At 65.1% G+C, this 25284-nt stretch carries 16 protein-coding genes and 1 riboswitch; of the genes, 11 read left to right on the forward strand and 5 right to left on the reverse strand.

What is annotated here, in order from left to right; translation table 11 throughout:
* Positions 1–540: 540 nt before the first annotated feature.
* Positions 541–735 (reverse strand): hypothetical protein, encoded by a 195-nt coding sequence (locus GE253_RS05985; RefSeq protein ID WP_211101358.1) that lies wholly within the window; start codon positions 733–735, stop codon positions 541–543.
* Positions 736–871: 136 nt separating this feature from the next.
* Entirely contained in the window at positions 872–1930 is a 1059-nt protein-coding gene (gene hisC / locus GE253_RS05990) for a histidinol-phosphate transaminase (protein WP_153203214.1), read from the reverse strand.
* Positions 1931–2148: 218 nt separating this feature from the next.
* Here hisC and GE253_RS05995 point away from each other — a divergent pair, with 218 nt between their 5' ends.
* The 5 genes from GE253_RS05995 to GE253_RS06015 all read left to right on the forward strand — a co-directional run bounded on the left by GE253_RS05995 (position 2149) and on the right by GE253_RS06015 (position 12040).
* Complete coding sequence (locus GE253_RS05995; RefSeq protein WP_153203215.1) at positions 2149–4263, forward strand: TonB-dependent siderophore receptor; 2115 nt, start codon at positions 2149–2151, stop codon at positions 4261–4263.
* Positions 4264–4401: 138 nt separating this feature from the next.
* Entirely contained in the window at positions 4402–5913 is a 1512-nt protein-coding gene (locus GE253_RS06000) for an FAD-binding oxidoreductase (RefSeq protein WP_153203216.1), read from the forward strand.
* Positions 5914–6028: 115 nt separating this feature from the next.
* Positions 6029–8167: a TonB-dependent receptor gene (locus GE253_RS06005; RefSeq protein WP_153203217.1), complete on the forward strand. Its 2139-nt coding sequence runs from the start codon at positions 6029–6031 to the stop codon at positions 8165–8167.
* A gap of 187 nt (positions 8168–8354) precedes the next feature.
* Positions 8355–10760 (forward strand): TonB-dependent receptor, encoded by a 2406-nt coding sequence (locus GE253_RS06010; RefSeq protein WP_247878495.1) that lies wholly within the window; start codon positions 8355–8357, stop codon positions 10758–10760.
* Positions 10760–12040, forward strand: a complete 1281-nt coding sequence (locus tag GE253_RS06015; RefSeq protein ID WP_153203218.1) for an aminotransferase class V-fold PLP-dependent enzyme — start codon at positions 10760–10762, stop codon at positions 12038–12040. Before GE253_RS06010 ends, GE253_RS06015 begins: the two co-directional genes overlap by 1 nt.
* Positions 12041–12079: 39 nt before the next feature.
* Here GE253_RS06015 and GE253_RS06020 read toward each other — a convergent pair whose 3' ends face one another.
* From GE253_RS06020 to GE253_RS06030, 3 genes are all read right to left on the reverse strand, one after another.
* The gene (locus tag GE253_RS06020) at positions 12080–15613 is read right to left on the reverse strand and encodes a YhaN family protein (RefSeq protein WP_153203219.1); all 3534 of its coding nucleotides are present in this window, start codon (positions 15611–15613) and stop codon (positions 12080–12082) included.
* Complete coding sequence (locus GE253_RS06025) at positions 15613–16857, reverse strand: DNA repair exonuclease (RefSeq protein ID WP_153203220.1); 1245 nt, start codon at positions 16855–16857, stop codon at positions 15613–15615. The genes GE253_RS06020 and GE253_RS06025 overlap by 1 nt, the downstream gene beginning before the upstream one ends.
* A gap of 75 nt (positions 16858–16932) precedes the next feature.
* Positions 16933–19011: a methyl-accepting chemotaxis protein gene (locus GE253_RS06030; protein WP_173012523.1), complete on the reverse strand. Its 2079-nt coding sequence runs from the start codon at positions 19009–19011 to the stop codon at positions 16933–16935.
* Positions 19012–19217: 206 nt separating this feature from the next.
* Positions 19218–19419, forward strand: a riboswitch (cobalamin riboswitch).
* Between the two features lie 173 nt (positions 19420–19592).
* On the opposite strand from GE253_RS06030, the gene GE253_RS06035 reads away from it, so the two are divergent.
* From GE253_RS06035 to cobO, 6 genes are read left to right on the forward strand one after another with little or no spacing between them, the layout of a single operon-like run.
* Complete coding sequence (locus GE253_RS06035; RefSeq protein ID WP_153203222.1) at positions 19593–21446, forward strand: TonB-dependent receptor; 1854 nt, start codon at positions 19593–19595, stop codon at positions 21444–21446.
* Positions 21446–22300: an ABC transporter substrate-binding protein gene (locus GE253_RS06040; RefSeq protein WP_153203223.1), complete on the forward strand. Its 855-nt coding sequence runs from the start codon at positions 21446–21448 to the stop codon at positions 22298–22300. The genes GE253_RS06035 and GE253_RS06040 overlap by 1 nt, the downstream gene beginning before the upstream one ends.
* Positions 22300–23292 (forward strand): iron ABC transporter permease, encoded by a 993-nt coding sequence (locus GE253_RS06045; RefSeq protein ID WP_211101380.1) that lies wholly within the window; start codon positions 22300–22302, stop codon positions 23290–23292. Before GE253_RS06040 ends, GE253_RS06045 begins: the two co-directional genes overlap by 1 nt.
* Positions 23289–24086 carry an ABC transporter ATP-binding protein gene (locus GE253_RS06050; protein WP_153203225.1) on the forward strand — a complete coding sequence of 266 codons (798 nt, stop codon included), beginning with the start codon at positions 23289–23291 and terminating at the stop codon, positions 24084–24086. Before GE253_RS06045 ends, GE253_RS06050 begins: the two co-directional genes overlap by 4 nt.
* A complete protein-coding gene (gene cobU, locus GE253_RS06055) occupies positions 24083–24604 on the forward strand; it encodes a bifunctional adenosylcobinamide kinase/adenosylcobinamide-phosphate guanylyltransferase (protein WP_153203226.1) in 522 nt (173 codons plus the stop codon). The genes GE253_RS06050 and cobU overlap by 4 nt, the downstream gene beginning before the upstream one ends.
* The gene (cobO, locus tag GE253_RS06060) at positions 24601–25218 is read left to right on the forward strand and encodes a cob(I)yrinic acid a,c-diamide adenosyltransferase (RefSeq protein WP_153203227.1); all 618 of its coding nucleotides are present in this window, start codon (positions 24601–24603) and stop codon (positions 25216–25218) included. The genes cobU and cobO overlap by 4 nt, the downstream gene beginning before the upstream one ends.
* Positions 25219–25284 lie beyond the last annotated feature (66 nt).

Below are 25284 nucleotides of genomic sequence, written 5' to 3' on the forward strand. Positions count from 1 at the left end.
CGGGATGCGAACCCTTAACAGTTCCCATGGTCCAGTTCTTCTTAGGGCAACTGGTATCTTTCCTTGATTCCATATTTTTCGTAATTTATCATATTCCATTCGATGCATCCTTTTATTTTTTTTGGCCTCTTGCTGCGCTGTTTTTTTTAATTTCTATTTTTATATGAAAAATATTTATATCTGATTCTATAATGAATGAACCAGATTTATTACAGCATCTTTGACTAACGCGGATTATAGCCCTTTGATCGTTGCGTTCATAAAAAAGTGAAAAATATATTTCCGTCCCTTTCCATTCAAGGGTATATACTGAAAATCTATAAATACGAAACTATGATATCCTGGATATAAATTTATTTAAAGCAGCAATTGCGCCCTATCTGATGGTTGTTTTTCTCTCGACCTGCCTCGTTTTTAGGTCACCGCCTTCTGGGTTTCCTAAACCAAAGTCTCCTCCGCAATCCTCGGATTACGATCCAGCAACGCCAGCAACGCTAGCAAAACCCGTGCCGCGCCTTCTGGGGAACGACGACCCTTCTCTCAATCCCGCCGTGTTGCAGACGAAACTCCGATGCGGTCGGGGGCAGTATCCTGAGACAGTCCTTTTTGGCGACGCACGGCGGCGACATCCACCGTTTCGGGGACATGCACCACCAGCTCCGGCACATCCTCCCCCTTGGCATGGGCAAGGGCTTCCTGAAGCCCTTGGAGAATACGGTCAGCGCTGCTGCTCATTTTCTGTTCCTCCCGCGCCAAAGTCCGGCAATCAGCGTTGTCAGCACCTTGAACCTGGCGATTTCAGCGTATGCGGTGAAAGAAAATATACGCCCAATCAGCGGGTAGCGACAGCCTAGCCGTTACCGGCCACCCCTCACCCCAAAACCTCCCCCAACGCCGCCACCAGCCGCGCGCACTCGGCTTCCGTCCCCACGGTGATCCGCAGGAAGTCCCCGATCCGCTCCTTCTGGAAGTGCCGGATCAGGATGGCTTTTTCCCGCAGCGCGGCGGCCAGTTCCTTGCCGGCGCGGTCCGGGTGGCGGGCGAACAGGAAGTTGGCGGCGGAGGGCAGCACCTCGAACCCCAGCCCCTGCAGCGCGACCGTCAGCGTCTCCCGACTGGCGATGATGCGTTGGCGGTGGGTTTCGAACCAGTCCTGGTCGGTCCAGGCGGCCACGGCGCCGGCCAGGGCCAGCCGGTCCAGCGGGTAGGAATTGAAACTGTCCTTCACCCGTTCCATCGCCTCGATCAGCGGGCGCTGGCCCACGGCAAAGCCGACGCGCAGCCCCGCCAGGCTGCGCGACTTGGAAAAGGTGTGCACCACCAGCAGGTTGGGATAGGTCTTGACCAGCGGGATGGCGCTCTCCGCGCCGAAATCCACATAGGCCTCGTCAATCACCACCACCTGATCGGGATGGTCGCGCAGCAGCGTTTCAATCTCCGACAGCGGCAGGGCAATGCCGGTGGGGGCGTTGGGGTTGGGCAGGATGATGGCGCCACAGGGCAGCTTGTAATCCGCCACCTGCACCCGCATCGCCGCATCCAGCGGGATGGTGCGGAAATCAATGCCGTAGAGCCGGCAATAGGTGGGGTAGAAACTATAGCTGATATCCGGGAACAGCAGCGGCTGATCATGGTTCAGCAGCGCCTGGAAACAGTGGGCCAGCACCTCGTCCGACCCGTTGCCGACAAACACCTCATCCACCGACAGGCCGTGGCTGTCGGCAATCACCTGGCGCAGGGCCAGCCCCGTCGGGTCCGGGTACAGGCGCAGCGTGTCATCCACCGCCGCCTTGATGGCCGCCAGCGTGCGCGGGGAGGGGCCATAGGGGTTCTCATTGGTGTTCAGCTTGATCAGACCATGAATCCGGGGCTGTTCACCGGCCACATAGGGGGTCAGGCTGTGAACAATGGGGCTCCAGAAACGGCTCATTCCCAATCACCAATCGTCGTAGGCGGCCCTGGCCGCACCGGAAAGCAGGGCTGAGTACCATAGGGATTTTGCTGGCCGATTGCACGCCCCTCCCAGGGGAAGGCTGCTGCCCATCCGCCGCACGGCTGCTATCCGCCGCGATAGTTTGATAATGATAACGACTCTTATTATTTGTGTGCGCGAATTATGTATGTCGATAATAGGGGTTGGGGGTACCGATGAATGTGAAGGGGGTTTTGCGGGCGGGTGCCGCCCTGTGGCTGCTGGGTGCACTGACGGCACCCGCATCGGCGCAGCAGGAACAGGCGGCGGAGCAAGTGGCCCAGCGGGCGACGGCGGAGGATATTGTCGTCATCGGCACCCTTGAACGGCTGAAACAGCCGGTCAGCAGCGGGGCGCTGGGGGAAAAGAGCATTCTGGACACGCCCTATTCCGTTACCCTGGTGGACAAGGACGAAATTGCGCGGCGTCAGGCCACCAGCATCGGCCAGATCTTCATCAATGATCCCGGCGTCTTCTCCTATGCCAGCCCCGGCACCACCAATTGGTGGGGCACCCAGATCCGGGGGCTGGGTGTGCGCAATTACTATATCGATGATGTGCCGCTGTTGCTCTATTGGGGTGGCGACTTCCCGCTGGAATCGGTGGAAACGGTGCAGGCGCTGAAGGGGCTGACCGGCTTCATGTATGGTTTCGGCGCGCCGGGCGGGGCCATCCTCTATCAGACCAAGCGCCCCACGGCGCAGCCGCTGCTGACCACCGAACTGGGCTATCGCAATCCCGGCGTTCGTTATGGTCATATTGATGCCGGTGGCCCGGTGGGGGATGGACGGCTGGGTTATCGCCTCAATCTGGCCGGGGAACAGGGGACGGCCTATAGCAAGGCCGGCGTCAATCGCTGGGTTGGGTCGCTGGCGCTGGATTATGCCATCACGCCCGATCTGCGCTGGCACGCCACCGCCACGCATGAGGCCAGCAAGCTGAAACATGAGCCCTTCCATTTTTATTGGACCGGGTATCAGGGCACGGTTCTGCCGGAACCGACCTATGATTATGACAATCTGAACGTTGATAATTCCTATTACCGCACCCGCACCACCAGCGTTGCCACCGGGCTGGATTGGGATCTGGCGGATGATTGGACCGCCAAGCTGAATTACGGCTATACGCGCAAAAAGCATCAGTCGAACAAGATGTTCGCCTATATGCTGAACCGTGCCGGCGATTATCAGGGCTATGCCTATAATTTCGCCGAGACCGATCAGGCGCATTTCGGTCAGGGGATGGTGCAGGGCAAGCTGGAAACCGGGCCGATCCGTCATGAACTGGTGGCGGGCGTGGCACTGCACCGGACCCTTTCCGATTTCGGCTCGCTCACCTCCTACTGGAACAATGATTTCAACGGCAATATCTACCAGCCGCAGCCCTTCCTGGTGACCCGCGATCTTGATTTCAGCACGGCGGGCGGCGCCTCGGATGAACGGCAGACGGCTTTGTTTGTCTCCGACACGCTGCATATCGGCCCGCAATGGCAGGCCATCATCGGTGCCCGCCACACAAAGTACAAGCTGATGGATCTGGATGGCGACCCCACGGTGGATAGCGGCTATCGCACCACCGCCACCACCCCCACCTTCGCGCTGATCCACAAGCCGGCGGAATATATCTCGCTCTACGGTTCTTATGTGGAATCCATGGAGGGGGGCACGCGTGTGGGCGGTGAATATGCCAATGCCGGGGAAATTCTCAATGCCACCATCTCCAAGCAATATGAGGGTGGGGCGAAGTACGACCATGCGGGCTTGAGCCTGACGGCCGCCGCCTTCCGGGTTGAACGGGCCAACCAGATCATCAATGAGAGGGAGGGGCGCCGCTACCTGTCCCAGGATGGTTTGAATATTTACAAGGGGGTGGAGTTCACCGGCGCCTACCGGGTGAATGATGGTCTGCGCCTGGGCCTGGGCACCCTGTATCTTGATCCCAGCATCGACAAAGTATCCACCGGTAATGCGGCGCTGCGCGGCCACATCCCGGCAGAGGCGTCACGCTGGCAATGGCTGGCCAATGCTGAATATCAGGTACCGTGGGTGGAGGGGCTGCGCCTGCATGGCAATATCCGCTATTTCGGCCGGGGGCCGGTGGCGGATGATAACCAGCTCTATATGCCCAGCCGGGTGGTGGCCAATGCCGGCTTCCAGTACAGCACCAGCATTGCCGGCCGCCGGGCCGACATCACGGGCAATATCAACAACCTGTTCAATCGAAAATATTGGAGCTACAGCAGCGTTGGTGAGGCGCGCAACGCCTCTCTCAGCATAAAATTCTACTGGTGACAATGGTGGGGCAGCGGGTGATCGCTGCCCCATGGTGCCCTGACGTTTTGATTGTAAAACATTTTTGATTTTTCGCCGAAAACTTGCGCACTGCGCATATGCCCTGATAAACCTATGCGATAGGATATCGGAGGTATCATGCTACGCAAAATTGAACATAATCGCCGTTCTTTTCTGGCTGGCCTGGGTGGGTTGGCCGTGGCCACACAGATACCGGGGCCGATACGGCTGGCCCGCGCCGCCGATGGCGACCGCGCCTATTGCCCGCCGCCTTCCGCCTGGACTGATCTGGCCAAGGCGATGCAGGGGCCGGTGCTGCGCCCGGAAGACCCGAACTTCGCCGATGTCTGCCGTCCCAATAACCTGCGCTACAATATCCCGCCCCAGGGCATCGCCCGCTGTGAGAGGGCGGAGGATGTGCTGACCTGCATCCAATGGGTGAAGAAGCATAACAAGCCGTTCGCTGTGCGCTCCGGCGGGCATAATTATGCCGGCTTCTCCTCCACCCCCGGTCTGCTGATCGACATGTCGCTGATGAAGGGGGTGGAACCCGTCGGCAAGGACGGTCTGGTGCGTGTGGATGGCGGCATTTCCAATGCCCTGGTCTATAAGTCACTGGAACGCATGGGCCGCACCATCACCCATGGCCGCTGTGATGCGGTGGGGGCGGCGGGCTTCCTGCTGGGGGGCGGGATCGGTTTTAATATGCGCCTGCTGGGTGTTGGTTCCGACCTGCTGACGGCGACCGATCTGGTCACGGCGGAGGGGGAGTTGCACAGCGCCAATGATACCCATGACCGCGACCTGTTCTGGGCCTGCCGCGGTGGGGCCGGCGGCAATTTCGGCATCAACACCGCCTTTACCCTGCAAACCTACCCGGTCAGCACGGTCACCGTGTTCAAGCTGACCTGGGAGGGGGGCGACCTGACAAAGGTACTGACGGGCTTGCTGGCACAGTTGAACAGCGCGCCAAAGGAATTCGGCAGCAAGATCAGCGTCACCATGCCCAGCCTGGCCGAACGGTGCGCCGGCAAGGGGATCAGCCTGTCCGTATTGGGCCAACTGCATAAATGCGATAAAACCCTGGCCTCCATCTTTGGCAAATGGTGGGAAACCGCCTCCAGCAAGGTGGTGAAACCGGACATCGCCTATTGGGAAGGCCAGGATTTCCTCAGTGAAGCCCCCTATCCCTATTATTATCAGGAAAAATCCAGCTACATGATGGCCCGGCGCCTGACCGAGGCCGCTGTCGGGGAAATGATGGAGCTGGCGCACAAGCTGCCCGGCACGGCCATGCCAGTGGCCTTCAAATTCTTCCAGGTCGGCGGGACCATCAACCAGATGAAGCCGACCGAAACCGCCTATGTGCATCGTGGGTTCGACTGGCTGTTCACGGTGGAAATGAACTGGTGGCAGCCCACCGATCCGCCGGCCCAGGTGGAAGCCAACCTGCTTTGGCAGCAGAATTTCTATAATCTGGCCAATCAGCAGACGGGGGCGGTTGGGGCCTATCAGAACTTCTCCGACCCCACGCTGGGTGATTGGCCCATCGCCTATTACGGGGAGAATTACCCCCGGCTGCGAGAGGTGAAAAAGCAGGTGGACCCCAAGTCGCTCTTCACCTTTGCCCAGGCGATTCAACCGGCGTAACAGTTCTGACCAGCCGTTACGGGGGGCCGCCCTGGCTGTCCGTAACGGTATGTAACTTGTGCCCCGCTTTCCCCCCGCCGGATATCGGCAGCAGAACGTGCAAGGGAGGAAAGCAATGCACCACGCCAGGACAGTCCCGGAACCGCAAGGGGCCAAGTCGCGGCGACGGGCCCAGGGGCTCCCCGCCCTGAAACTGGCGTTGCTGGCCGGTATCCTGCTGCCGGCCAGCAGCCCGGCCGCCCCCGCCGCGACAGAGGTGGCGGCGGTGGAAGAGGTGGTGGTGACCGCCCAGCGGCTGGACCTGATCGGCACGGCCGTCACCTCCAGCCAGGGTGTGGTGGTGAAGGAGGAGCTGGACCTGCTGCCGGCCTATCGGCCGGGCCAGATGCTGGAAACGGTGCCGGGCCTGGTCGTCACCAGCCATAGCGGGGAGGGCAAGGCCAACCAGTATCTGCTGCGCGGTTTCAACCTGGACCATGGCACCGACATGGCCACCAGCGTGGACGGGATGCCGGTCAATATGCGCACCCATGCGCATGGCCAGGGCTATACCGATCTGAACTTCATCATTCCCGAACTGGTCAGCGGCATCGGCTATACCAAGGGCCCCTATTTCGCCGCCCAGGGTGATTTTTCCGCCGTCGGCTCGGTCCAGTTGGGCTATCTGGACCGGATGGACCCGCAGGCGGCCCTGACGGTCGGCACGCTGGGATATAAGCGCCTGTTCGGCGCTGGCAGTGCCGAGATGGGGCAGGGCCGTCTGCTGGCCGGTGGTGAACTGGTCCGCTATGACGGGCCGTGGGACCATCCCGACAATCTGCACAAGACCAACGCCGTCCTGCGCTATGCCCAGGGCGACCGGGAGGATGGGTTCGGCCTGACCGCCATGTACTATCGGGGCCGCTGGAATGCCACCACGGATCAGCCGCTGCGGGCCATCGAACAGGGGCTGATCGGCCGTTACGGCACCCTGGACCCCAGCGATGGCGGGCAGGCCCGGCGGATCAGCCTGTCGGGCAACGTTGCCCGCTCGCTGGAACGGGGCTGGCTGGCCGGCGGCCAGTTGACGGCCAATGCCTATATCGTCGACAGCAAACTGACGCTCTGGAACAATTTCACCCATTTCCTGGATAATCCTGTCGATGGCGACCAGCACGCCCAGAATGAGAACCGGACGGTGATCGGCGGTTCCATCCGCTATGGCCAGAAACTCGATTTCCTGGGCGTGGAGCATGAGTTGGCGGGCGGCCTGGACGGCCGCTATGATGATGTGCGCGTGGATTTGCAGACCACCAAGGCCCGTGTCACCACCGGCTTCCTGAAGGATGATACGGTCCGGCAGACGGGGGCGGGCGCCCATCTCCAGCTCACCAGCCGCTGGACGCCCTGGCTGCGCACCGTTGTCGGGCTGCGCGGGGATTATATGCGCGGCACCGACCGTGGCAGCAATGCCGGGAAGGTGAGCGCGCATCTGTTGCAGCCCAAGGGCAGCGCCATTGTCACCCTGTGGAAGGACACGGAATTCTATGTCAGTGCCGGCCGTGGCTTTCACAGCAATGATGTGCGCGGCGTCACCCAGGGCGGTGCGGCCCTGCTGGCCAAGGTGGATGGGGAGGAGGTGGGGCTGCGTTCCACCATCCTGCCCAACCTGACGGCGACGCTGACCGCCTTCCAGATGGATTTTGGTTCTGAGCTGACCTACAGCGCCGATGCCGGACAGACAGAGGCCGGCCGGCCCAGCCGGCGGCGCGGCCTGGAACTGAACAGCACCTACGCCCCCTGGTCCTGGCTGGAATTCTACAGCAGCATCGCCTTCAGCCATGCCCGCTATCGGGATGCTGATCCGGCCGGCAAATTCATCCCCGACGCACCGAAATATATCGGCTCGCTGGCGATCTATCTGAAGGAATTGGGGCCATCCGGGGGTGGGGAACCCTGGTTGGCCGGCACCTGGGCAGCCGGGCGCCTGTCCGCCGGTGCGGAGTTCCGTTACCTCGGCACCCATCCGTTGATCGAAGATAACAGCATCCAATCCAGCGGCTACAAGGAATGGAACCTGTTGACCAACTATACGCTGGAAAGCGGGCTGAGCCTGGGGGTCGGCATCTATAACCTGTTCGACAGCAAGGATGATGCCGCCGTCTATCACTATACGGACCGGCTGCCGGGCGACCCTGCCGAAGGGGTCAGGGACCGGCATGTCCACCCGCTGGAACCGCGTTCGGTCCGCTTCACTGTGGCTCAGAAGTTTTGACCTTCCCTTATCTGCTAAATTTTAAGACCAATTTAAGATTTATGCAGGCATGAATATAACAATCATGCAACCGTAACCAAACCACAGCCAAGGCGTCATCGGCCAACCTTATACCCCGCTTCGCCATTCTGATTGACGGGCGCCCGCCCCTTGCCGGCGCGGGCGCCCCTGGAACGAAGCGAGTTTGATGATGAAGATGCGTACCGGTACCGCCATCACGGCGGTGATGCTGGCCTCCAGCCTGTCCCCCGCCTTTGCCCAGGAGGCCACGCAAATGGCCGCCAATGAGCCGGTGGAACTGGAGGAGATCATCGTCACCGGGACGCGCGGCAACCAGCGCACCGTGTTCAACAGCCTGTCACCCATCGATGTGGTGGGCGGCAGCACCATCGACAGCACGGTTTCCAGCGAGCTGGTGGATGCCTTGGCCCAGGCCATCCCCAGCTTCAATGTGCAGCGCCTGCCGGCGGCTGACGGGCAGGCCTTTGTCCGCCCGGCGCGGCTGCGCGGCCTGTCGCCGGACCAGACCTTGGTGCTGGTCAATGGCAAGCGTCGCCATCGCTCGGCCCTGCTGGGCTCGCGCGGGGCGCAGGCCGTCGATCTGGCGCAGATCCCCAACTTTGCCATCAAGCGGATTGAGGTGCTGCGCGACGGCGCGGCGGCACAGTACGGGTCGGACGCCATTGCCGGCGTGATCAATGTCATTCTGGATGATCAGCCGGGCTTCCAGGCCTTCAGCCAGGTGTCGCAATATTACGAGGGCGACGGCACCGAATATCAGGCCGGCGCGCAGGGCGGCTGGGGGATCGGCCAGGGCGGCCATGTCACCGGCACGGTGGAATGGTCCAAGGCCGATGCCACCTCGCGCAGCCGCCAGCGTGCCGATGCCATCGCCTTCCAGCAATCATCCGGCCTGCAGGTGCCCAACCCGGTGCAGCGCTGGGGCCAGCCCGATCTGGAAACCATCCGGCTGGCGCTGGACAGCGCCCTGCCGCTGGGGGAAAAGGCCGAAGCCTATCTGTTCGGCACCTATGGCGAAGGCGATGGCTGGACGGATTTCAACTGGCGCAATCCCGCCAATACCAGCAATGTCTATAAGGCGACCAAGGCGTTTCCCGGCTGGAATGCCAACCGGCTCTATCCGGCCGGCTTCACCCCCCGCTTCGGCCAGGAAGATCAGGATTACAGCCTGGTTGGCGGTGTGCGCGGCAATCTGCTGGGCGATCTGCGCGCCGATCTTTCCGCCTCCTATGGCCGCAACCGCATCGATTACAAGATGAAGGAGAGCCTGAACGCCTCCCTTGGCCCCAACAGCCCCACCAATTTCGATGCCGGCTCCCTGATCCAGGAAGAAAAGAACCTCAATCTGGATTTCAGCTATCCCTGGGAAAATGGCCTGCTGGCCGGCCCGGTGAATATCGCCTTTGGCGGGGAGCGGCGGCAGGAAATCTACAAGGTTGTTGCCGGCGACTACGCCTCCTACGCGGTTGGACCGGGGGCGGCGGAGGGGTTGGCCACCGGCTCCAACGGTTTCCCCGGCTACAGCCCCGATCAGGCTGGCCGTTTCGACCAGACCAGCTATGCCGCCTATATCGATGTCGAAGCGCCGATCACCGCTATCTGGACCGTCGGTCTGGCCGGCCGGTATGAGGATTTCTCGGAATTCGGCCATACGACCGACGGCAAGATTTCCACCCGGATCGAGCTGACGGAAGGGCTGGCCTTGCGCGGTTCCGCCTCCACCGGCTTCCGCGCCCCGACGCCGGCGCAGGTTTACAGCACCCGCACCTCCCAGGGGCTGGACACGGTGACGCTGAACACCTTCACCTCGGGCCGGCTGTCGCCGTCCAACCCGGTGGCGCAATATTTCGGCGCCCAGCCGCTGAAGCCGGAGGAATCCACCAACCTGTCGGCCGGCTTTGCCTATCAGAACGGGGATGGCTTCACCGCCACGGTCGATGCCTATCAGATCAAGCTGACGGACCGGTTCAGCCAGTCGGCCAGCTTCACCGTCACGCCGGCCATCCGCAACCGGTTGATCGCCCTGGGCGTGCCGGGGGCCAATACCTTCACCTCCGTCAGCTTCTTCACCAATGATTTCGACACCCGCACGCGGGGGCTGGATATCGTCGCATCTTATGCGCTGCCGGTATCCGATGGCACGCTGCACCTGTCCGCCGCCTATAATTACAACCAGACCCGGGTGACCGGCGGCGGGCTGAATGCCAGCGACACGCAAAGGCGCCTGTTTGAGGAAGGCTTGCCGGAACATAATGCCAGCCTGTCGGCGGAATATCGCTGGGGGGATTTCAGCGTGCTGGCCAAGCTGCGCTATTACGGCAAATGGACCGACAGCTCCGGCAATGCCACCGGCGACCTGTTCCAGAGCTTCGGTTCAGAGAGCTTTGTCGATCTGGCCGGCAGCTGGAACGTGACGCAGAATGTCACCCTGCGCGTCGGCGCCGAAAACATCTTCGACAGCTATCCGGAAGAGGCAACCTTCCAGGCCAGCCGTGGCCTGGTCTATTCCCGCAACGCGCCCTATGACACCGATGGCGGCCAATATTACGCGCGGGTGGAGGTGCGGTTCTGATGCCGGGCTGGACGCGGCGACACCTGTTGCAAGGTGGCGGGCTGGCCCTGGGGGCCGGCTTGCTGCCTGTGGCGGCGGCCACCACCACCGGTCTGCCAACTGGTGGTGGTGAACCGTCTGACAGTGCCTTCTGGCGGGCGGTGGCGTCACAGTATGACGTCACACAGCAGGTCATTCAGTTGGAAAACGGCAATTGGGTGATGATGGCGCGGCCGGTACTGGCCGACTACCAGCGCCAGCAGGCGCGGGTGAATGCCGAGACCTCCTTCTATGCCCGCCGCAGCTTCGGCCCCGATGCCAAGCGGGTGGTGGAGCGGGTGGCAGCTCTGATCGGCTGCGGGCTGGATGAAATCACCCTCACCCGCAACGCCACAGAGGCGCTGCTGGCCCTGATCGGCGGCTATAACCGGCTGCGGCCGGGCGATACGGTGATCTATGCCGATCTGGATTATGATGCCATGCAGGCCGGCATGGCATCGCTGCGCCAGCGGCGCGGGGTGGAGGTGGTGCGCATCGACCTGCCGGAACCGGCAACCTATCAGGGGCTGATCGATGCCTATGCGGCGGCACTGACGGCGCATCCGAAAACCCGGCTGCTGCTGCTGACCCATCTGACGCATCGCACTGGTTTGATCCTGCCGGTGGCGGAAATCACCGCCATGGCGCGGGCGCGCGGGGTGGATGTGATTGTCGATGCGGCCCATTCCATCGGGCTGGTCGAATTCACCGCCGACAGTCTGGGGGCCGATTTCGTCGGCTATAACCTGCATAAATGGATCGGCGCGCCGGTGGGGGTGGGGGCGCTTTACATCCGGCGCGGCCGGGTGCCCGACATCGATCCCAGCCCGGCGGAGATGGAACCGGCGCCCGACAATATCCGCGCCCGTGTGCATACCGGCACCCGCGATCTGGCGGCGATGCTGGCCGTGCCGGCCGCCATTGATTTTCACCAGTCCATCGGCACCAATCGCATCGCTGCCCGGCTGCGCCATCTGCGCGACCGTTGGGCGGAGCCCCTGCGCGACCATCCGGCCTATGAGATCTTGACCCCGCCCGACCCGCGCCTGACCGGCGGGCTGACCAGCTTCCGCCGGCGCGGGGTGGTGGGGGAGGCGGAGAACGCCGCCATCTCCCGGCAATTGCTGGAAAAATACGGCATCTTCACTGTGCATCGTGCCGGTGTGGCGCGGGGTGCCTGTGTCCGCGTCACGCCGGCCCTGTTCAATCAGGAATCCGATACAGACAAGCTGCTGGCTGCCCTGCGACACATGGCGGGGTGATGATGCGACCGGGCGGCGGCCAGCCGGGGGGATTTTGCGTCAGTCATTCCCCAGCCGGTGCACCTTAACCCCTTCCAGCCCCTCTGCTGCATCCAGCACATAACGGTGGTGGGTGAACAGCACCACCTGCGTGCTGGCCCCCAGTTCCGCCAGGGCCGCCAGCCCGGCCGCCGTGCGCGGCTCGTCCGAGGTGATGAACAGATCGTCGGCGATGAAGGGCAGGGGGGTGGCCTGGGTCACATGCGCTTCCACGGCGGCGATACGCAGCGCCAGGAATAGCTGATCGCGCAGGCCCTCGCTCATATCCTGCACCTGGGCGTCGCTGCCGTCGCGGCGCACGCCCAGCAGCACCGGATGGTCGCCATCGCCGTAATCCACTTTCAGATGCGTCACCGGGTTGCCGCCGCTGGCGGCCATCAGCGCCAGGATGGCGCTGGCCCGGCGCAGCAGCGGATGTTCATTCCGGTTGCGATACCGTTCCACCGCCTGCGTCAGCAACAGCCCGGCGGCGCGCAGCCGCAGCCAGCGGGCGGCGTGCTGGGCTGCCTTGGCCTCGGCTGCCGCCGCTTCCTGCGCCGCTTCGCCGATGCCGCTGCGCTGGCGTAGTTCCTCCAGCAGCCGTTCCGCATCGCGCAGGTCGGCGGAAACCTGGGGCAGGGCCGCCTGCAGCCGGTTGATCTCCTGCCCGGCGGCGGCCAGTTCGGCGGCGGCACCATCCGGGTCCAGCCCGCCCGCTTCCGCTGCCAGGGCTGCCCGGCTCTGCCCGTCACCGGCCTGGGCCAGTTCGGTCAGAGCCGCCTGTTCGGCCCGCTGCAACTCCCGCCGCCGGCTGGCCAGTGCCACCAGGGCCGGCACATCATCCGCCGGCCCCAACCCGTGCAGCCGTTTCAGATCATCCCGTTCCGCCTGTGCCTCGGCCAATTCCCCGGCCGCTTCGGCATCACTGCGCCGGGCCTTTTCCGCCGCCTCTGCCAGCAACCCGCAGCGCGTCTCCCGCCGCCGCGCCTCATCCAGTGCCATCAGCAGTTGGTTGGCGGCATCTGGGGCCTTGGCATCCAGCGGCAAGGCAGGGTCCAGGGCCGCCGCTTTTTCAACCAATATCGTCAGATCATCCTGAAACTGTTTGATATCGCTGGAAAGTCTGTCGATACGGTGAACCAGATCATGCCGCGCCCGCAATTCCTGGCCGATATCCTCCCAGGCGGTCAGCGCCGCTTCCGCCTCGGCCGGGCTGGTGCCGGCGGGCAGCCCCAGGGCGGCCATATCGCCGGCCCAGCCCGCCGCCCAGGCTTCCAGTGCCTCCGTCGCTTCGGCCTTTTCCCGCTGGGCATCGCGCAGCGCCCGTTCGGCGCGCGCCTGTTCCTGCCGGCGCTTTTCCGCCTTGTCTGTCTGCTCCCGGCAGGCCTTCACCGCCGCATCGGCGCGGGCACGCAGGCGGGAAAGCTCCGTCTCCCCCGCCGCGGCCGGAAGGCCGGCCAGCGCCATGGCATCACGCAGATGACCAGCACAGCGCGCCGCCTCTTCCGCCAGCCCCGCTTGTTTGCGCGCCGCCTCCCGCCCCTGGCGATGCAGCGCCAGCACATTTTCCACCTGCCGCCGCCAGCCGGCCATCAGGGCCGGTTCTGCCGGGGTCAGCCCGCTTTCCCGCCACAGGGATTGCCAGTCATTTTCCAGCGTCCGGCCCTGCTGATCCAGGTCATTCCGGTCCCGTTCCAATGCCCGCAGCCGCGCTTCAGCCTCGGCCAGATCGCTGCTGGCGCGGGCATGGCGGCTGACCCGCTGCGCCTCCCGGTCGCGCCGGTCGGCCAGTTGGTCGGCCGTCCGTATCGTCGCCTCAAAGCGCGGGGCCGGGGCCTCCCCCAACCCCAGGGCAGACCATTCCACATCCGGAACGTCCAGCTTTTCCAGCATCCGGCGGCGGATGGCCTGCCAGGCCCCATCGCGCAGCCGCCGCGCCTCCTCAATGGCGGCCAGGGTTGGCACCTCGCCATCGGCGGCCAGTTCTGCCAGGGTGGCGGCATGTTTGCGCGCGTCTGCCTCCGCCTGATCCCAGGCTTCCCGCAGCTTGGCCCGCTGCTGCGCCAGATCGCCCAGCCGCCCGGCCCAGCTCTCAATCACCGCCAGATCGGGCAGGGGCAGCCGGGCCAGGGCCTCGGCGCCGCCGCTGAACCGGCCCAGCCGCGATAGCGCATCGGCCAACTCGTCGGTGCGGGCATCGGCCTCCCGTGCCGCCTCGTCCAGCCGCGTTTCCACCTCCCCCAACCGCAGGGCGGCGGCCAATGCCGCCTCTGCGGCCAGCGGATCGCCGGCCGTCTCCACATCGCCGGCACCATCGGCCAGATCGGCCAGGCTGCGCGCAGCCAGCATTTCGCGTTTGCTGGCCGCGTCCCGCGCCCCATCCAGCCGGCCATGGGCGGCGGCTTTCTCGCGGATGCGGGCCGCCAGCACGCGCCCCGGCTGGGCCGCTTCCAGGGCGTCGGGCGCATCATGCCGCCCCAGCCGCCCGGCCAGCAAGGCCAGTCGCTCATCGGCCATTTCCAGTTCCCGCTGGCGGCGGGGCAGGTCGGCCCGGGCCTTTTCCACACTGCCGGCGCGCTGGAACAGCGCCTCGATCTCCGTCGCCAGTTCCGGCAGCCGGGGGGCCTCCCCGGCGTCGGCCAACGTCGCCAAGGCCGTTTCCACCTGCTGGGCCGCCTGCTGGCGATGGCGTTCGGCCTGCAGCAGCCGGGCCGCCGCCCCGTTCCACAGTTCCGCCAGGGCGGCCGGCAGGTCCGGCCCTTCGCCCAGTTCGGCGCGTTCAGCGGCCAGTGCTTCCAGCCGGGCCAACAGCGGCCGCACGCGGCGGATACGTTCCAGCCGGCTTTGCGCCCGCTGCGCCTTTTCCAGTTCTGCCTGCAGCCCGGCCAGGGCCGCCCGCGCATCGGCCAGCCGTTTCTCTGCCGCTTCCCAGGCCTCCGCCTTGGTAGCCTCGTTTCGCATCCGGGCCGATGCCGCCTGCTGCGCGTCCAGCGCCTCATAGAGCGGTTTGCTGCCCTGGCGCTTATGCGGGCTGCCCAGCCGGTCGGCATCGGCCATCAGCCCGGCCATGATATCGGCAATGCCGGTCAGGCCACTGCCGGCCTGGAACAGGGTGCGGGCCAGATCGCCACCGGCCGCCAGCATCGCCTCCCCCCCGGCCCGCAGCCGGGCATGGTCCAGCCCGAACAGCCGTTCAAACTGCGCCCGGTCGATGCCGCCCAGCAACGGGGCCAGCGTGCCATCGGCCAGGGCCGTGCTGCCATCGGCGGCCAGCAGCGTGTTCTGCCGCCCCTTGCGCCGCTTCACCTCCAGCAGGCTGCCATCCGGCTGGCGCAGCACCGCGCCGATGCGCAAGGCATTGTTGCCATGGCGAAAACCCAGCCGCGTGCGTTCCGGCACGCCGAACAGCAGGTCGCAAATGGCCGCAAGGGCGGTGGATTTCCCCGCCTCATTGGCGCCATGCACAATATGCAGCCGCACATCGGTGCCGGAAAAATCCAGGTGATGGTCGGTGAAATGCCCGTAACGCTCCAGGTCCAGCCGGTCGATCCGCATCACGCTTCCCCCGCCAGCCGGTTCAGCAGCAGGGATTCGGCATCTGCCAACACGGCTTCCAGCATCGCTGCTTCATCCTCTCCCGCCAGCCCGGCCGCCTCCAGCGCGCCGGGGGGCAACCGGTGGCGCAAGGCCGCCAGATCATCGGCCAGCAGCCCCCGCGCGGCGGGATCGTCGCGCAGTTCGGCAATGGCGGCGGCCAGTTCGGCCAAGGCATCGCCCGCTGCCGCCGGGACCGCCACCGCGTCAGTCGTTTCGATAACGATCCGTTCGATCCAGATATCCCCGCCGGCCCGGCTGGCCGCCAGCTCCACCTCCGCCGCTAATCGTTCCGTATCCGATTTTAACCAGCGATGCAGCCCAGTGCGGCCGACAAGGCACAGCCGCACGGCCAGGGTTCGGCCCTCTGCCTCCGTGCTGGCCGCTGTTAATGCTGCCGCCAACCGGTCGCCCAGGGCGGCCTCATCGGCGCAATCGCTGGCATCCACCACCAGTTTTGCCCAACGCACCTGATCCAGGGCCAGCGCCTCCACCTTGGCGATGCGGCCTTCCTCCACGCTGACCAGCGTGGCGCCCTTCGGCCCGGTTTCATTGGCGTGGCGGCCCTGCAGGTTGCCGGGGAAGATGATCCAGGGGTCTTGCGCCAGCACGGCCCGTTCATGCACATGGCCCAGCGCCCAATAATCATAGCCCTTGCCCATCAGGTCCGCGATGGAGCAGGGGGCATAGGGTGCGTGCGGCGGCCTTCCCTCCAGGGCCGTATGCAGCACGCCAATATTCAGATACCCGGCCACCGGCGGCGGATAGGAGAGCGCGATATTCTCCGTCACATGTCGGCTGGGGAAGCTGCGGCCATGCAGGGCCACGCGCAGATCATCCAGCCGGATGGTTTCCGCCTTGCGGGCGGAAAAGACGCGTACATTACCGGGCAGGCTCAACTGCTTGGTCATCAGGCTTTCGGCATCATGGTTGCCGCGCAGGATGATGACGGGGATGTTCGCCCGCTCCAGCCGGGCCATCTGGCCGGCAAAGAACAGGCCGGTCATGAAATCGCGCCAATCGCCATCATACAGATCGCCGGCGATGATCAGAAAGGCCACCGGTTCGGCCAATGCGGCATCCACCAGCCGCACCAGCGCCCGCCTTGTCGCCCCCACCAGCTCATCCGCCCGCGCCCCGGCGCGTCCGGCCAGGCCCAGCAGCGGACTGTCGAGATGGATATCGGCGGCGTGAAGAAAGCGCATCGGACCCAACCGGTGATGGACAAGGGGCTCCCCTGCTTAACGGCAAGCACGCCCCCGGTCCAGTCCCGCTTGGCGTCACCCCTCCCGAATGCGGCGCAGGAAGCCGTGGGTTTCCCCATCCGCCTGGGTGGCGTGGCCGCGCACATCGGTGGCGTTGCTCAGCGCCATGGCGGCGGCCTCCGTCACCTGCACCACCCTGTCGGCAATGCCCTGGATGGCGCGCGAGGCATCATCGGTGCCGCGTGATGCCTCCGTCACATTGCGCGCAATCTCCTGCGTTGCCGCCGTCTGTTCCTCCACGGCACCGGCAATGGCAGTGGAGGTTTCGTTGATCGACCGGATGGTGGTGGCAATGCCCTGGATGGCCTTCACCGCTTCGCCGGAACTGCTGCGGATATTGGCCACCAGTTCGGCGATTTCCTCTGTCGCCTTGGCGGTCTGGGTGGCCAGATTTTTCACTTCCGCCGCCACCACGGCAAAACCCTTGCCCGCCTCTCCCGCGCGTGCCGCCTCAATCGTGGCGTTGAGCGCCAACAGGTTGGTCTGGCTGGCAATTTCCGAAATCAGCCCGACCACGGCACCGATGCGGTCGGCGCTCTGGTTCAGGGCGTCCACCGTCTCGGTGGCAGCACCCGCTTCGTCAGCGGCACGCGCGGCCACGCCGGCCGACATCTGCACCTGATTGCCGATTTCAGCGATGGAGGCGCGCAGTTCTTCTGCGGCCGCCGCCACCGTTTGCACATTGGAAGCAGCCTCCATCACGGCGGCCGCCCCCAGCGCGGCACTCTGCTGGGTGGCGCTACAGTCGCTGGACATCAGGTTTGATTGGTCGACCAACTGGCCGGCCGCTTCATTCACCTGCCGCAGCAGGGCCCCCACCTCCCGTTCGAACTGGTCGGCCAGGGCCAGCCGGTCCAGGCGCTGGCGCTCAGCCATCTGTTCTTCGCGCTCTGTGGCAATCTCCCGCAACCGCTCGGTTTCCGACAGCCCGTCACGGAAGCCACGCAAAGCCTTGGCCATCTGGCCGATTTCGTCGCCATGATCCCGGCAGGGAATCTCCGACACAAGATCGCCTTTGGCCATGCGGCCCATGGATTGGGTCAGTTGCAGGATCGGGCTGGCCAAGCCATGGCCCAGCCAGGTGAAGCTGGCCGCTGCCAGGGCCGCCAGCACCAGACCGGTCAGCGCCATCGGCAGCACATTGTCCCACACCGCCTGTGACACCACAGCGGCGGGCACGGTCACCAGTACGCTCCATTGTTCCGTCGCCCCGGCAAAACGGATGGGCAAGGCCACGGCGATGCGGTCCACCCCTTCCAGGGTCAGGCGGGCCGTGGCCGGTCGGCCGCTGCTGGCCGCCTCTGTCAGCAGGGGGGCCAGGCCTGGAGCCTCCACCTTGGCATTCAGCTTGTCGGCGACGGGGTGCACCACCCAGTGGTTATTATGGGCGATCAGCCGAACATCGCCCACGCCCATCGGCTGAAAGCTGGCAAACTGCTTCTGCAAGGCGGTCAACGCCAGATCGGTGGTGGTGATGCCCACCGCCTTGCCCTGGCGCCGGATCGGCACGCTGGCTGTCACCATCAGCACATCCTTGCCTTCCACCGGATAAATATAGGGGGCGGTCAGCAGGGTGCGGTTTTGCTCCAGCGGGTCCAGGTACCATTCCTTGATCCCAGCCTCCAGCGTCATCACCAGCACATCAATACCGACACCCCCGCTGCTCTTGCGGAAGAAATAGGGAACGAAGCGCCCCTTGGCATCGGCCCCCGGCGTGCCCAGATGGCCGGCATCATTGCCATCCAGCCCGTCGGGTTCAAAGGCGATGGTGACACCGACAATGCCGGGATTGGCATTCACCAGCCCGATGGCCTGGGACGACAACATCTCCCGCGACACGCCGGCCTGATCCAGGCCACCTTCCACGAAGCCATTGATCAAAATGGCATTATGGAGTGCCTGGTTGATAATGTCGGCCGCGATCTGCCCATATTGCTGGCTGTTTTCCTGTACCGTCTCTTCCACCCGGTGCTTGGTTTCCTGGTACGTCAGATATCCGGTGACACCGATCAGGCTGGCACCCAACAACAGGCAAACAGCGATGCCTGAAATGACCAGACGCGCCTTCAGGGATGATTTGAGCAATGTTAGCATCACCATTTCGTCTCCTGCGCACAAAGTGGGAGAAACGGGGTGTTGGATTGTTACGCATTGCAATATGTCAGGTGATTGTGACGGTCTTTGCATATGCAGACCAGCCCCAATGCAACGTGTGCGTTTTATCTTTTGGATAGAATGCGCCGGCCGCCGCCTTGCCATGCGCGGCGGTACGGCCGCTTGATTGCCGATCATGACCGGCGTATGACGGCCCTATCGATGGTTCCCCCGTAACAGGGGGTGAAAAGGGAACGCGGGTAAGGGCTGGTCACAGCCCGGAGCCGCGGCTGCCCCCGCAACTGTAAGCGGCGAGCGATGCCCATCATGGCCACTGGGAAACTGGGAAGGCCGGGCGGAAGCGACGACCCGCAAGCCAGGAGACCTGCCATCGGCAATGCGTCGCGCGGCCATTGGGCGGGGTGCCCCGGTGGGACGGTTTTCCGTTTCGCGTTGGCGCTTCGGCGGCCCTTCGGGCTGGCCGGGGCGGTTTTCCGGGGATTGCAGCCCCGTTTTCCGCTTCGTGCCTGCACGGGTTCCGCCGGACCCAGGCAGTTTTGCGAAGCGGAGTGAAACCAGAAATGTCGCGTTCCTCTCTCTCCCTTTTCGGCCCGCTGTTGCTGGCCGGTCTTGCCACCCTGCCGGCGGCGGCCCAGTCCGCCCCCACCACAGAGGTGGCGGAACTGGTCGTCAGCGCCAACCGTCTGCCCACAGAGGCCTCCCGCGTTGGCGCATCCGTCGATGTCATTGACCGGGCGGAGATTGACCGCCGCCAGCAGGTGCAGGCGCTGGACCTGCTGAAGCGGCTGCCCGGTGTCTCCATCTCCCGCAATGGCGGTTTTGGGTCCACCTCCACCGTGCGGCTGCGCGGGTCGGAATCCGGCATGGTGAAGGTGCTGGTGGACGGGGTGGAGGTGAATGACGCCGCCGGCGCCAATAATGAGTTCGATTTCAACAGCCTGTTGACCGGCGACATCGAAAAGATCGAGGTGCTGAAAGGCCCGCAGAGCGCGCTTTATGGCAATGACGCCATGGGCGGCGTCATCAATATCACCACCCGGTCGGGCAGCGGTGCCCCCCGCGTCACCGCCCTGGCGGAGGCCGGTTCCTATGGCACCTTCCGCCAGCAGGCGGGGATCAGCGGGGCCAGCAATGGCACCTCCTATGCGCTGGACGCCTCGAACCTGCATACCGATGGCTTCTCGCGCACCTTTGTCGGGTCGGAGAAGGATGGCAGCGATGCCCGTTCCGTCAGCGGCAAGCTGGGGGTGCAGGCCAATGAGGTACTGCGCTTCGATCTCAGCGGCGGCTGGTCCTGGCTGGACAGCGATTACGATCCGTTCGCCGCCGATGGCGCCGCCTCCCAGGAAAAGGAAATGTGGCAGGGCCGCGCGGCGGCCGACCTCTCCCTGCTGGATGGCCGCTTCACCAACAATTTTGCCGCCTCCATCGCCAGCACCAAGCGTGATTTCGACGAGCCGACGGGCTGGTACATGAAATCCACCTTCGACAGCCGGCGGGAGGCGCTGGATTACCAGGGCAACCTGCATCTGGGCCGCGATGTCGCCACCTTCGGCCTGTCGGTGGATAGCGAAACCGCCAAGACCACCAATACCACCGCCTTCGGTCTGGAACCCGGCATTGATGACAAGGTGACCACCAAATCGGCCTTCCTGCAATATCAGGCCGAACTGCTGGATAACCTGACCGTCACCGCCGGCGGCCGGGTGGATGATCACGATGCCTTTGGCTCCAAGGCAACATACCGGCTGACCGGCGCCTATCAGGTACCGCAGAGCGGCACCATCCTGCGTGCGTCTTATGGCACCGCGCACAAGGCACCGACGCTCTATCAGCTTTACGAGCCCAGCTATGGCAATGCCAAGCTGCGGCCGGAGGAAGCCAAGGGCATGGATGCCGGCATCGAACAGCCCTTGCTGGATGGCAAGGTGACGCTGGGGGCCAGCCTGTTCCGCAACCTGTATGACAATCTCATCGGCTTTTCCTCGGCCTATGTGAATGTCGCCAAGGCGCGGACGCAAGGGGTGGAACTGACCTTCCAGGCCCGTCCGGTGGAAAGCCTGCTGCTGTCGGCCAACTATACCTATCTGGATGCCACCGACCGGGTGACCGGTCGGGATCTGCCGCGCCGGCCGCAGGATACCATCAATGCCAGCATTGACTGGAACGTCACCGATGCGCTGATGCTGGGCACGGCCCTGCGCTATACCGGCAAACAGCGCGACACGGCATCGGCCCGCCCTGCCATGCTGGACAGTTCCACCGTGCTGGATGCCACCGTGCGCTGGCAGGCCTGGGAGCAGGTCAGCCTGTTCGGCCGCATCGATAATGTGCTGGATGCGGATTATCAGGAGGTGCTGAACTATCGCGCCCCCGGCCGCTCGGCCTATGGTGGTGTGCAGGTGCGCTTCTGATGCGGCGGGCGGCCCTGTCCTGGATGGCGGCCGCCCTGCTGGCCGCTGCTTGTGCTGCCGTTCCGGTAGGGGCGGCGGCACCGGCGCGTATCATCTCCCTCTCGCTTTGCACCGATCAGTTCCTGCTGGCGGTGGCGGCGCGTGACCAGATCGCCGGCCTGACCCATCTGGCCGGCGATCCCCATCTTTCCCCCTATGCCGCCCAGGCGGCCGGCCTGTTCCTGCATGATGGCACGGCCGAACAGGTGCTGTTGCAGCATCCGGATCTGGTGCTGGCCGGCAGCTTTGCCCGGGGTGCCACGGTGGAGATGCTGGAGCGGCTGGGCGTGCCGGTATTGCGGCTGAAAAGCCCGCGCAGCCTGGCGGAAATCCCCGATCAGGTGGAACAGGTAGCCAATGCCGTGGGCAGGCCGGAGGCTGGGCGTGCCCTGGCCGCCAGCCTGCGCGCCCGGCTGGCCCCCGCTGCCACCCCCTTTGCCAGTGCCGCCCTTTACCGGCCGGGTGGCGAGGTGCCGGGCGCGCGCAGTCTGGTGGCCGACATGATGCAGGTGGCCGGCCTTGCCAATAGCGGCGGCCGCCTTACCGGCCGCCCCAATGGCCGGGTGGCGGTGGAAAGCCTGGTGCTGGACCCGCCCAACCTGCTGGTGCTGGATAGTGTGCGCCCCGACCGGCCCGGCATTGGCCAGTCCGTGCTCTCCCACCCCGCCCTGGCGGCGGGAGCGGCGGGGCTGCGAACCGTCAATTTCCCCATCCTTTATTGGCTCTGCGCCAGCCCCGCTTCCATCGACGGGGCCTATATCCTGGCCAGCCGGGCGCGTCAGGCGCTGGCGGCCGGGCAGGGGGGTGCATCATGATGCGACAGGATCGGCCTCTGCTGGCGGGGCTTTCATTCTTGCTGCTGGCCTTGCTGGCAGCCTCCTTCCTGGTCGGTTCGGTGCCCGTGCCGGCAGGCCAGATGCTGGCCGCCCTGTGGGGCCAGGGCGATGGCGCGCTGGTGCTGGTGGCCCAGGAAATCCGCCTGCCCCGCGCCCTGCTGGGGGCGCTGGTGGGCGCGGGGCTGGGCATGGCCGGGGCGGCGCTGCAGGGCTATCTGCGCAACCCCTTGGCGGAGCCGGGGTTGATCGGTGCTTCTTCCGCCGCCTCCCTGGGGGCGGTGCTGGTGATCTATTTCGGGCTGTCGGCCACGTGGCCGCTTTCCCTGCCGCTGGCCGGCATGGCGGGGGCGGGGCTGGCGGTTCTGCTGATCCAGGGGCTGGCCGGGCGCGATGCGTCGGTGCTGCTGCTGATCCTGGCCGGCATGGCGGTGCAGTCGCTGGCCGCCTCGCTGACCGCCCTGGCCCTGAACCTCGCCCCCAATCCCCATGCCGCATTGGAAATCGCCTTTTGGCTGCTGGGCAGCCTGACCGACCGCACCAACCAGCATCTGCTGCTGGCCGGCCCCTTCATTCTTGCCGGCCTCTGGCTGCTGGCAAGCGATGGGCGGGCGCTGGATGCGTTGGGGCTGGGCGAACGCACGGCCGCCAGCCTGGGCGTCAATCTGGCGGGCCTGCGCCGGCGGGTGGTGCTGGGCACCGTGCTGGCAGTGGGGGCCTCGGTCGCCGTCACCGGCGCCATTGGCTTTATCGGGCTGGTGGTGCCGCACCTGCTGCGGCGGGTGACGGGGCACCAGCCGTCGCGCCTGCTCTGGCCCAGTGCGCTGGCGGGGGCCTGTCTGCTGCTGGCGGCTGATCTGCTGGTACGGCTGCTGCCCACCAATGATGAATTGAAGCTGGGCGTCGTCAGCGGCCTGATCGGCGCCCCCTTCTTCTTCCATCTTCTGCTGCGGACAAGGGCGGATTTGCGATGAGCCGGCTGGAAGCCACCCAGATCCATCTGTCACGCGGGCCCCGCCCGGTTCTGACCGGGGTGGATTTCGCCGTTGCCGCCGGCCAATGTGTCGGCCTGATCGGCCCCAACGGGGCCGGCAAATCCACCCTGCTGTCGGTGCTGGCCGGGCTGCTGGAGCCATCCGGCGGCCAGGTCAGCCTGGATGGCACGCCCCTGGCCGCCGTCCCCCGGGCCGACCGGGCCCGGCGCATCGGCTATCTGGAACAGGGGGCCGCCTGCCATTGGCCGCTGCGCGTGGATCGGGTGGTGACCCTGGGCCGGCTGCCCCATGCCAGCCCCTGGGGCGGGGAAAGCCCGGCTGACCGCGCCGCCATTGCCCGCGCCATGGACCAGTGCGAGGTGTCGCATCTGGCCGCCCGTACCGTCACCCACCTGTCGGGTGGGGAACGGGCGCGGGTGATGCTGGCCCGCGCCCTGGCGGGGGAACCCGCCCTGCTGCTGGCGGATGAGCCGGCCGCCGGGCTGGACCCGCATCACCAGTTGCATGTGATGGAACTGCTGGCCGGTCTGGCCGCCGCCGGCACCGGCGTGGTGGTGGTGCTGCATGATCTGGCCCTGGCCGCCCGCTATTGCACCCATCTGGTACTGCTGGACGAGGCAGGCCTTGTGGCCGCATCCGGCCCGCCCGCCGCCCTGCTGGCCGATGGGGTGATGGAGCGGGTCTACGGCGTGGAATTGCTGCGCGGGGAGCGGGATGGCGTGCCCTATGTGCTGCCCTGGCGCCAGCGCCCGGTGCGGGAGCAACAGGCATGACCGCCCGGCTGACCCTGGTGCTGGGTGGCGCCCGTTCCGGCAAAAGCGCCATGGCCGAACGGCTGGTGACCGGGCTGCCCGGCCCCTGGACCTATATCGCCACCGCCCAGGCCTTTGATGCGGAAATGCGTCAGCGCATCCGCCAGCATCAGGCCGACCGTGTGCCCGGCTGGCAAACGCTGGAAGAACCGATGGATCTGGCCGGCGCCCTGGCCAGCAGCGCCGCCGCCGGCCCGGTACTGGTGGATTGCCTGACCCTGTGGTTGACCAACCTGATGCTGGCCGAGCGGGATATCCCCGCTGAGCGCGCCCGCCTGCTGGCCCTGCTGCCCACCTTGCCCGCTCCCGTCGTGCTGGTGGGGAACGAGGTGGGGCTGGGCATTGTGCCGGAAAATAAACTGGCGCGGGAATTCCGCGACCATGCCGGCCGTCTGCATCAGGATATTGCCCGTATCGCCGACCGGGTTCTGTTCATGGCGGCAGGCTTGCCGCTGGTATTGAAGGGGGAAGCGCCATGACGATAGACATCAGCGAGGCCGAGGCCGAACGCCACCACCGCAAGATGGAAAAGCGCAAGGCGCTGATGGACCGGCGCGTCGCCGAACGGCAGCATGAAAAGGGGCTGCTGATGGTGCATACCGGCCCCGGCAAGGGCAAATCCACCGCCGCCCTGGGCCTGATGCTGCGGGCGGCGGGCCATGGCTTCCGCGTCGGCTTCATCCAGTTCATCAAGGGGGCCTGGGCCACGGGTGAACAGGTGGCGCTGGAACGGTTTGATGATCTGATCGAGCATTACACCATGGGCGAAGGCTTCACCTGGGAAACCCAGGACAAGGCCCGCGACATTGCCGCCGCCAGCCGCGCCTGGGACAAGGCGCGGGAGATCATGGCCGATCCCCGTTACCGCCTGCTGGTGCTGGACGAGATCAACCTGGCCCTGCGCTATGATTATCTGGACATTGACGAGGTGGTGGCCACCCTGGTGTCCCGCCGGCCCGACCTGCATGTGCTGGTCACCGGCCGCAACGCCAAACAGCCGCTGATCGATGCCGCCGATCTGGTGACCGAATTCCAGAACGTCAAACACCCGTTCAATGCCGGCATCAAGGCCCAGGCGGGGATTGAGTTTTAGGGGGGCAGGCCGCTCATCCTTAACCTTTCAGTCATCGCAGCGATAACCCCCTAGGCATCAACCTTT

Origin of the sequence: Niveispirillum sp. SYP-B3756, assembly GCF_009495745.1 — a bacterium.
Taxonomy (GTDB): Bacteria; Pseudomonadota; Alphaproteobacteria; order Azospirillales; family Azospirillaceae; genus Niveispirillum.

Coding starts and splice junctions, on each gene's coding strand:
- GE253_RS05985 (WP_211101358.1), bottom strand. CDS start 735: ATGAGCAGCAGCGCTGACCGTATTCTCCAAGGGCTTCAGGAAGCCCTT.
- hisC (WP_153203214.1), bottom strand. CDS start 1,930: ATGAGCCGTTTCTGGAGCCCCATTGTTCACAGCCTGACCCCCTATGTG.
- GE253_RS05995 (WP_153203215.1), top strand. CDS start 2,149: ATGAATGTGAAGGGGGTTTTGCGGGCGGGTGCCGCCCTGTGGCTGCTG.
- GE253_RS06000 (WP_153203216.1), top strand. CDS start 4,402: ATGCTACGCAAAATTGAACATAATCGCCGTTCTTTTCTGGCTGGCCTG.
- GE253_RS06005 (WP_153203217.1), top strand. CDS start 6,029: ATGCACCACGCCAGGACAGTCCCGGAACCGCAAGGGGCCAAGTCGCGG.
- GE253_RS06010 (WP_247878495.1), top strand. CDS start 8,355: ATGATGAAGATGCGTACCGGTACCGCCATCACGGCGGTGATGCTGGCC.
- GE253_RS06015 (WP_153203218.1), top strand. CDS start 10,760: ATGCCGGGCTGGACGCGGCGACACCTGTTGCAAGGTGGCGGGCTGGCC.
- GE253_RS06020 (WP_153203219.1), bottom strand. CDS start 15,613: ATGCGGATCGACCGGCTGGACCTGGAGCGTTACGGGCATTTCACCGAC.
- GE253_RS06025 (WP_153203220.1), bottom strand. CDS start 16,857: ATGCGCTTTCTTCACGCCGCCGATATCCATCTCGACAGTCCGCTGCTG.
- GE253_RS06030 (WP_173012523.1), bottom strand. CDS start 19,011: ATGCTAACATTGCTCAAATCATCCCTGAAGGCGCGTCTGGTCATTTCA.
- GE253_RS06035 (WP_153203222.1), top strand. CDS start 19,593: ATGTCGCGTTCCTCTCTCTCCCTTTTCGGCCCGCTGTTGCTGGCCGGT.
- GE253_RS06040 (WP_153203223.1), top strand. CDS start 21,446: ATGCGGCGGGCGGCCCTGTCCTGGATGGCGGCCGCCCTGCTGGCCGCT.
- GE253_RS06045 (WP_211101380.1), top strand. CDS start 22,300: ATGCGACAGGATCGGCCTCTGCTGGCGGGGCTTTCATTCTTGCTGCTG.
- GE253_RS06050 (WP_153203225.1), top strand. CDS start 23,289: ATGAGCCGGCTGGAAGCCACCCAGATCCATCTGTCACGCGGGCCCCGC.
- cobU (WP_153203226.1), top strand. CDS start 24,083: ATGACCGCCCGGCTGACCCTGGTGCTGGGTGGCGCCCGTTCCGGCAAA.
- cobO (WP_153203227.1), top strand. CDS start 24,601: ATGACGATAGACATCAGCGAGGCCGAGGCCGAACGCCACCACCGCAAG.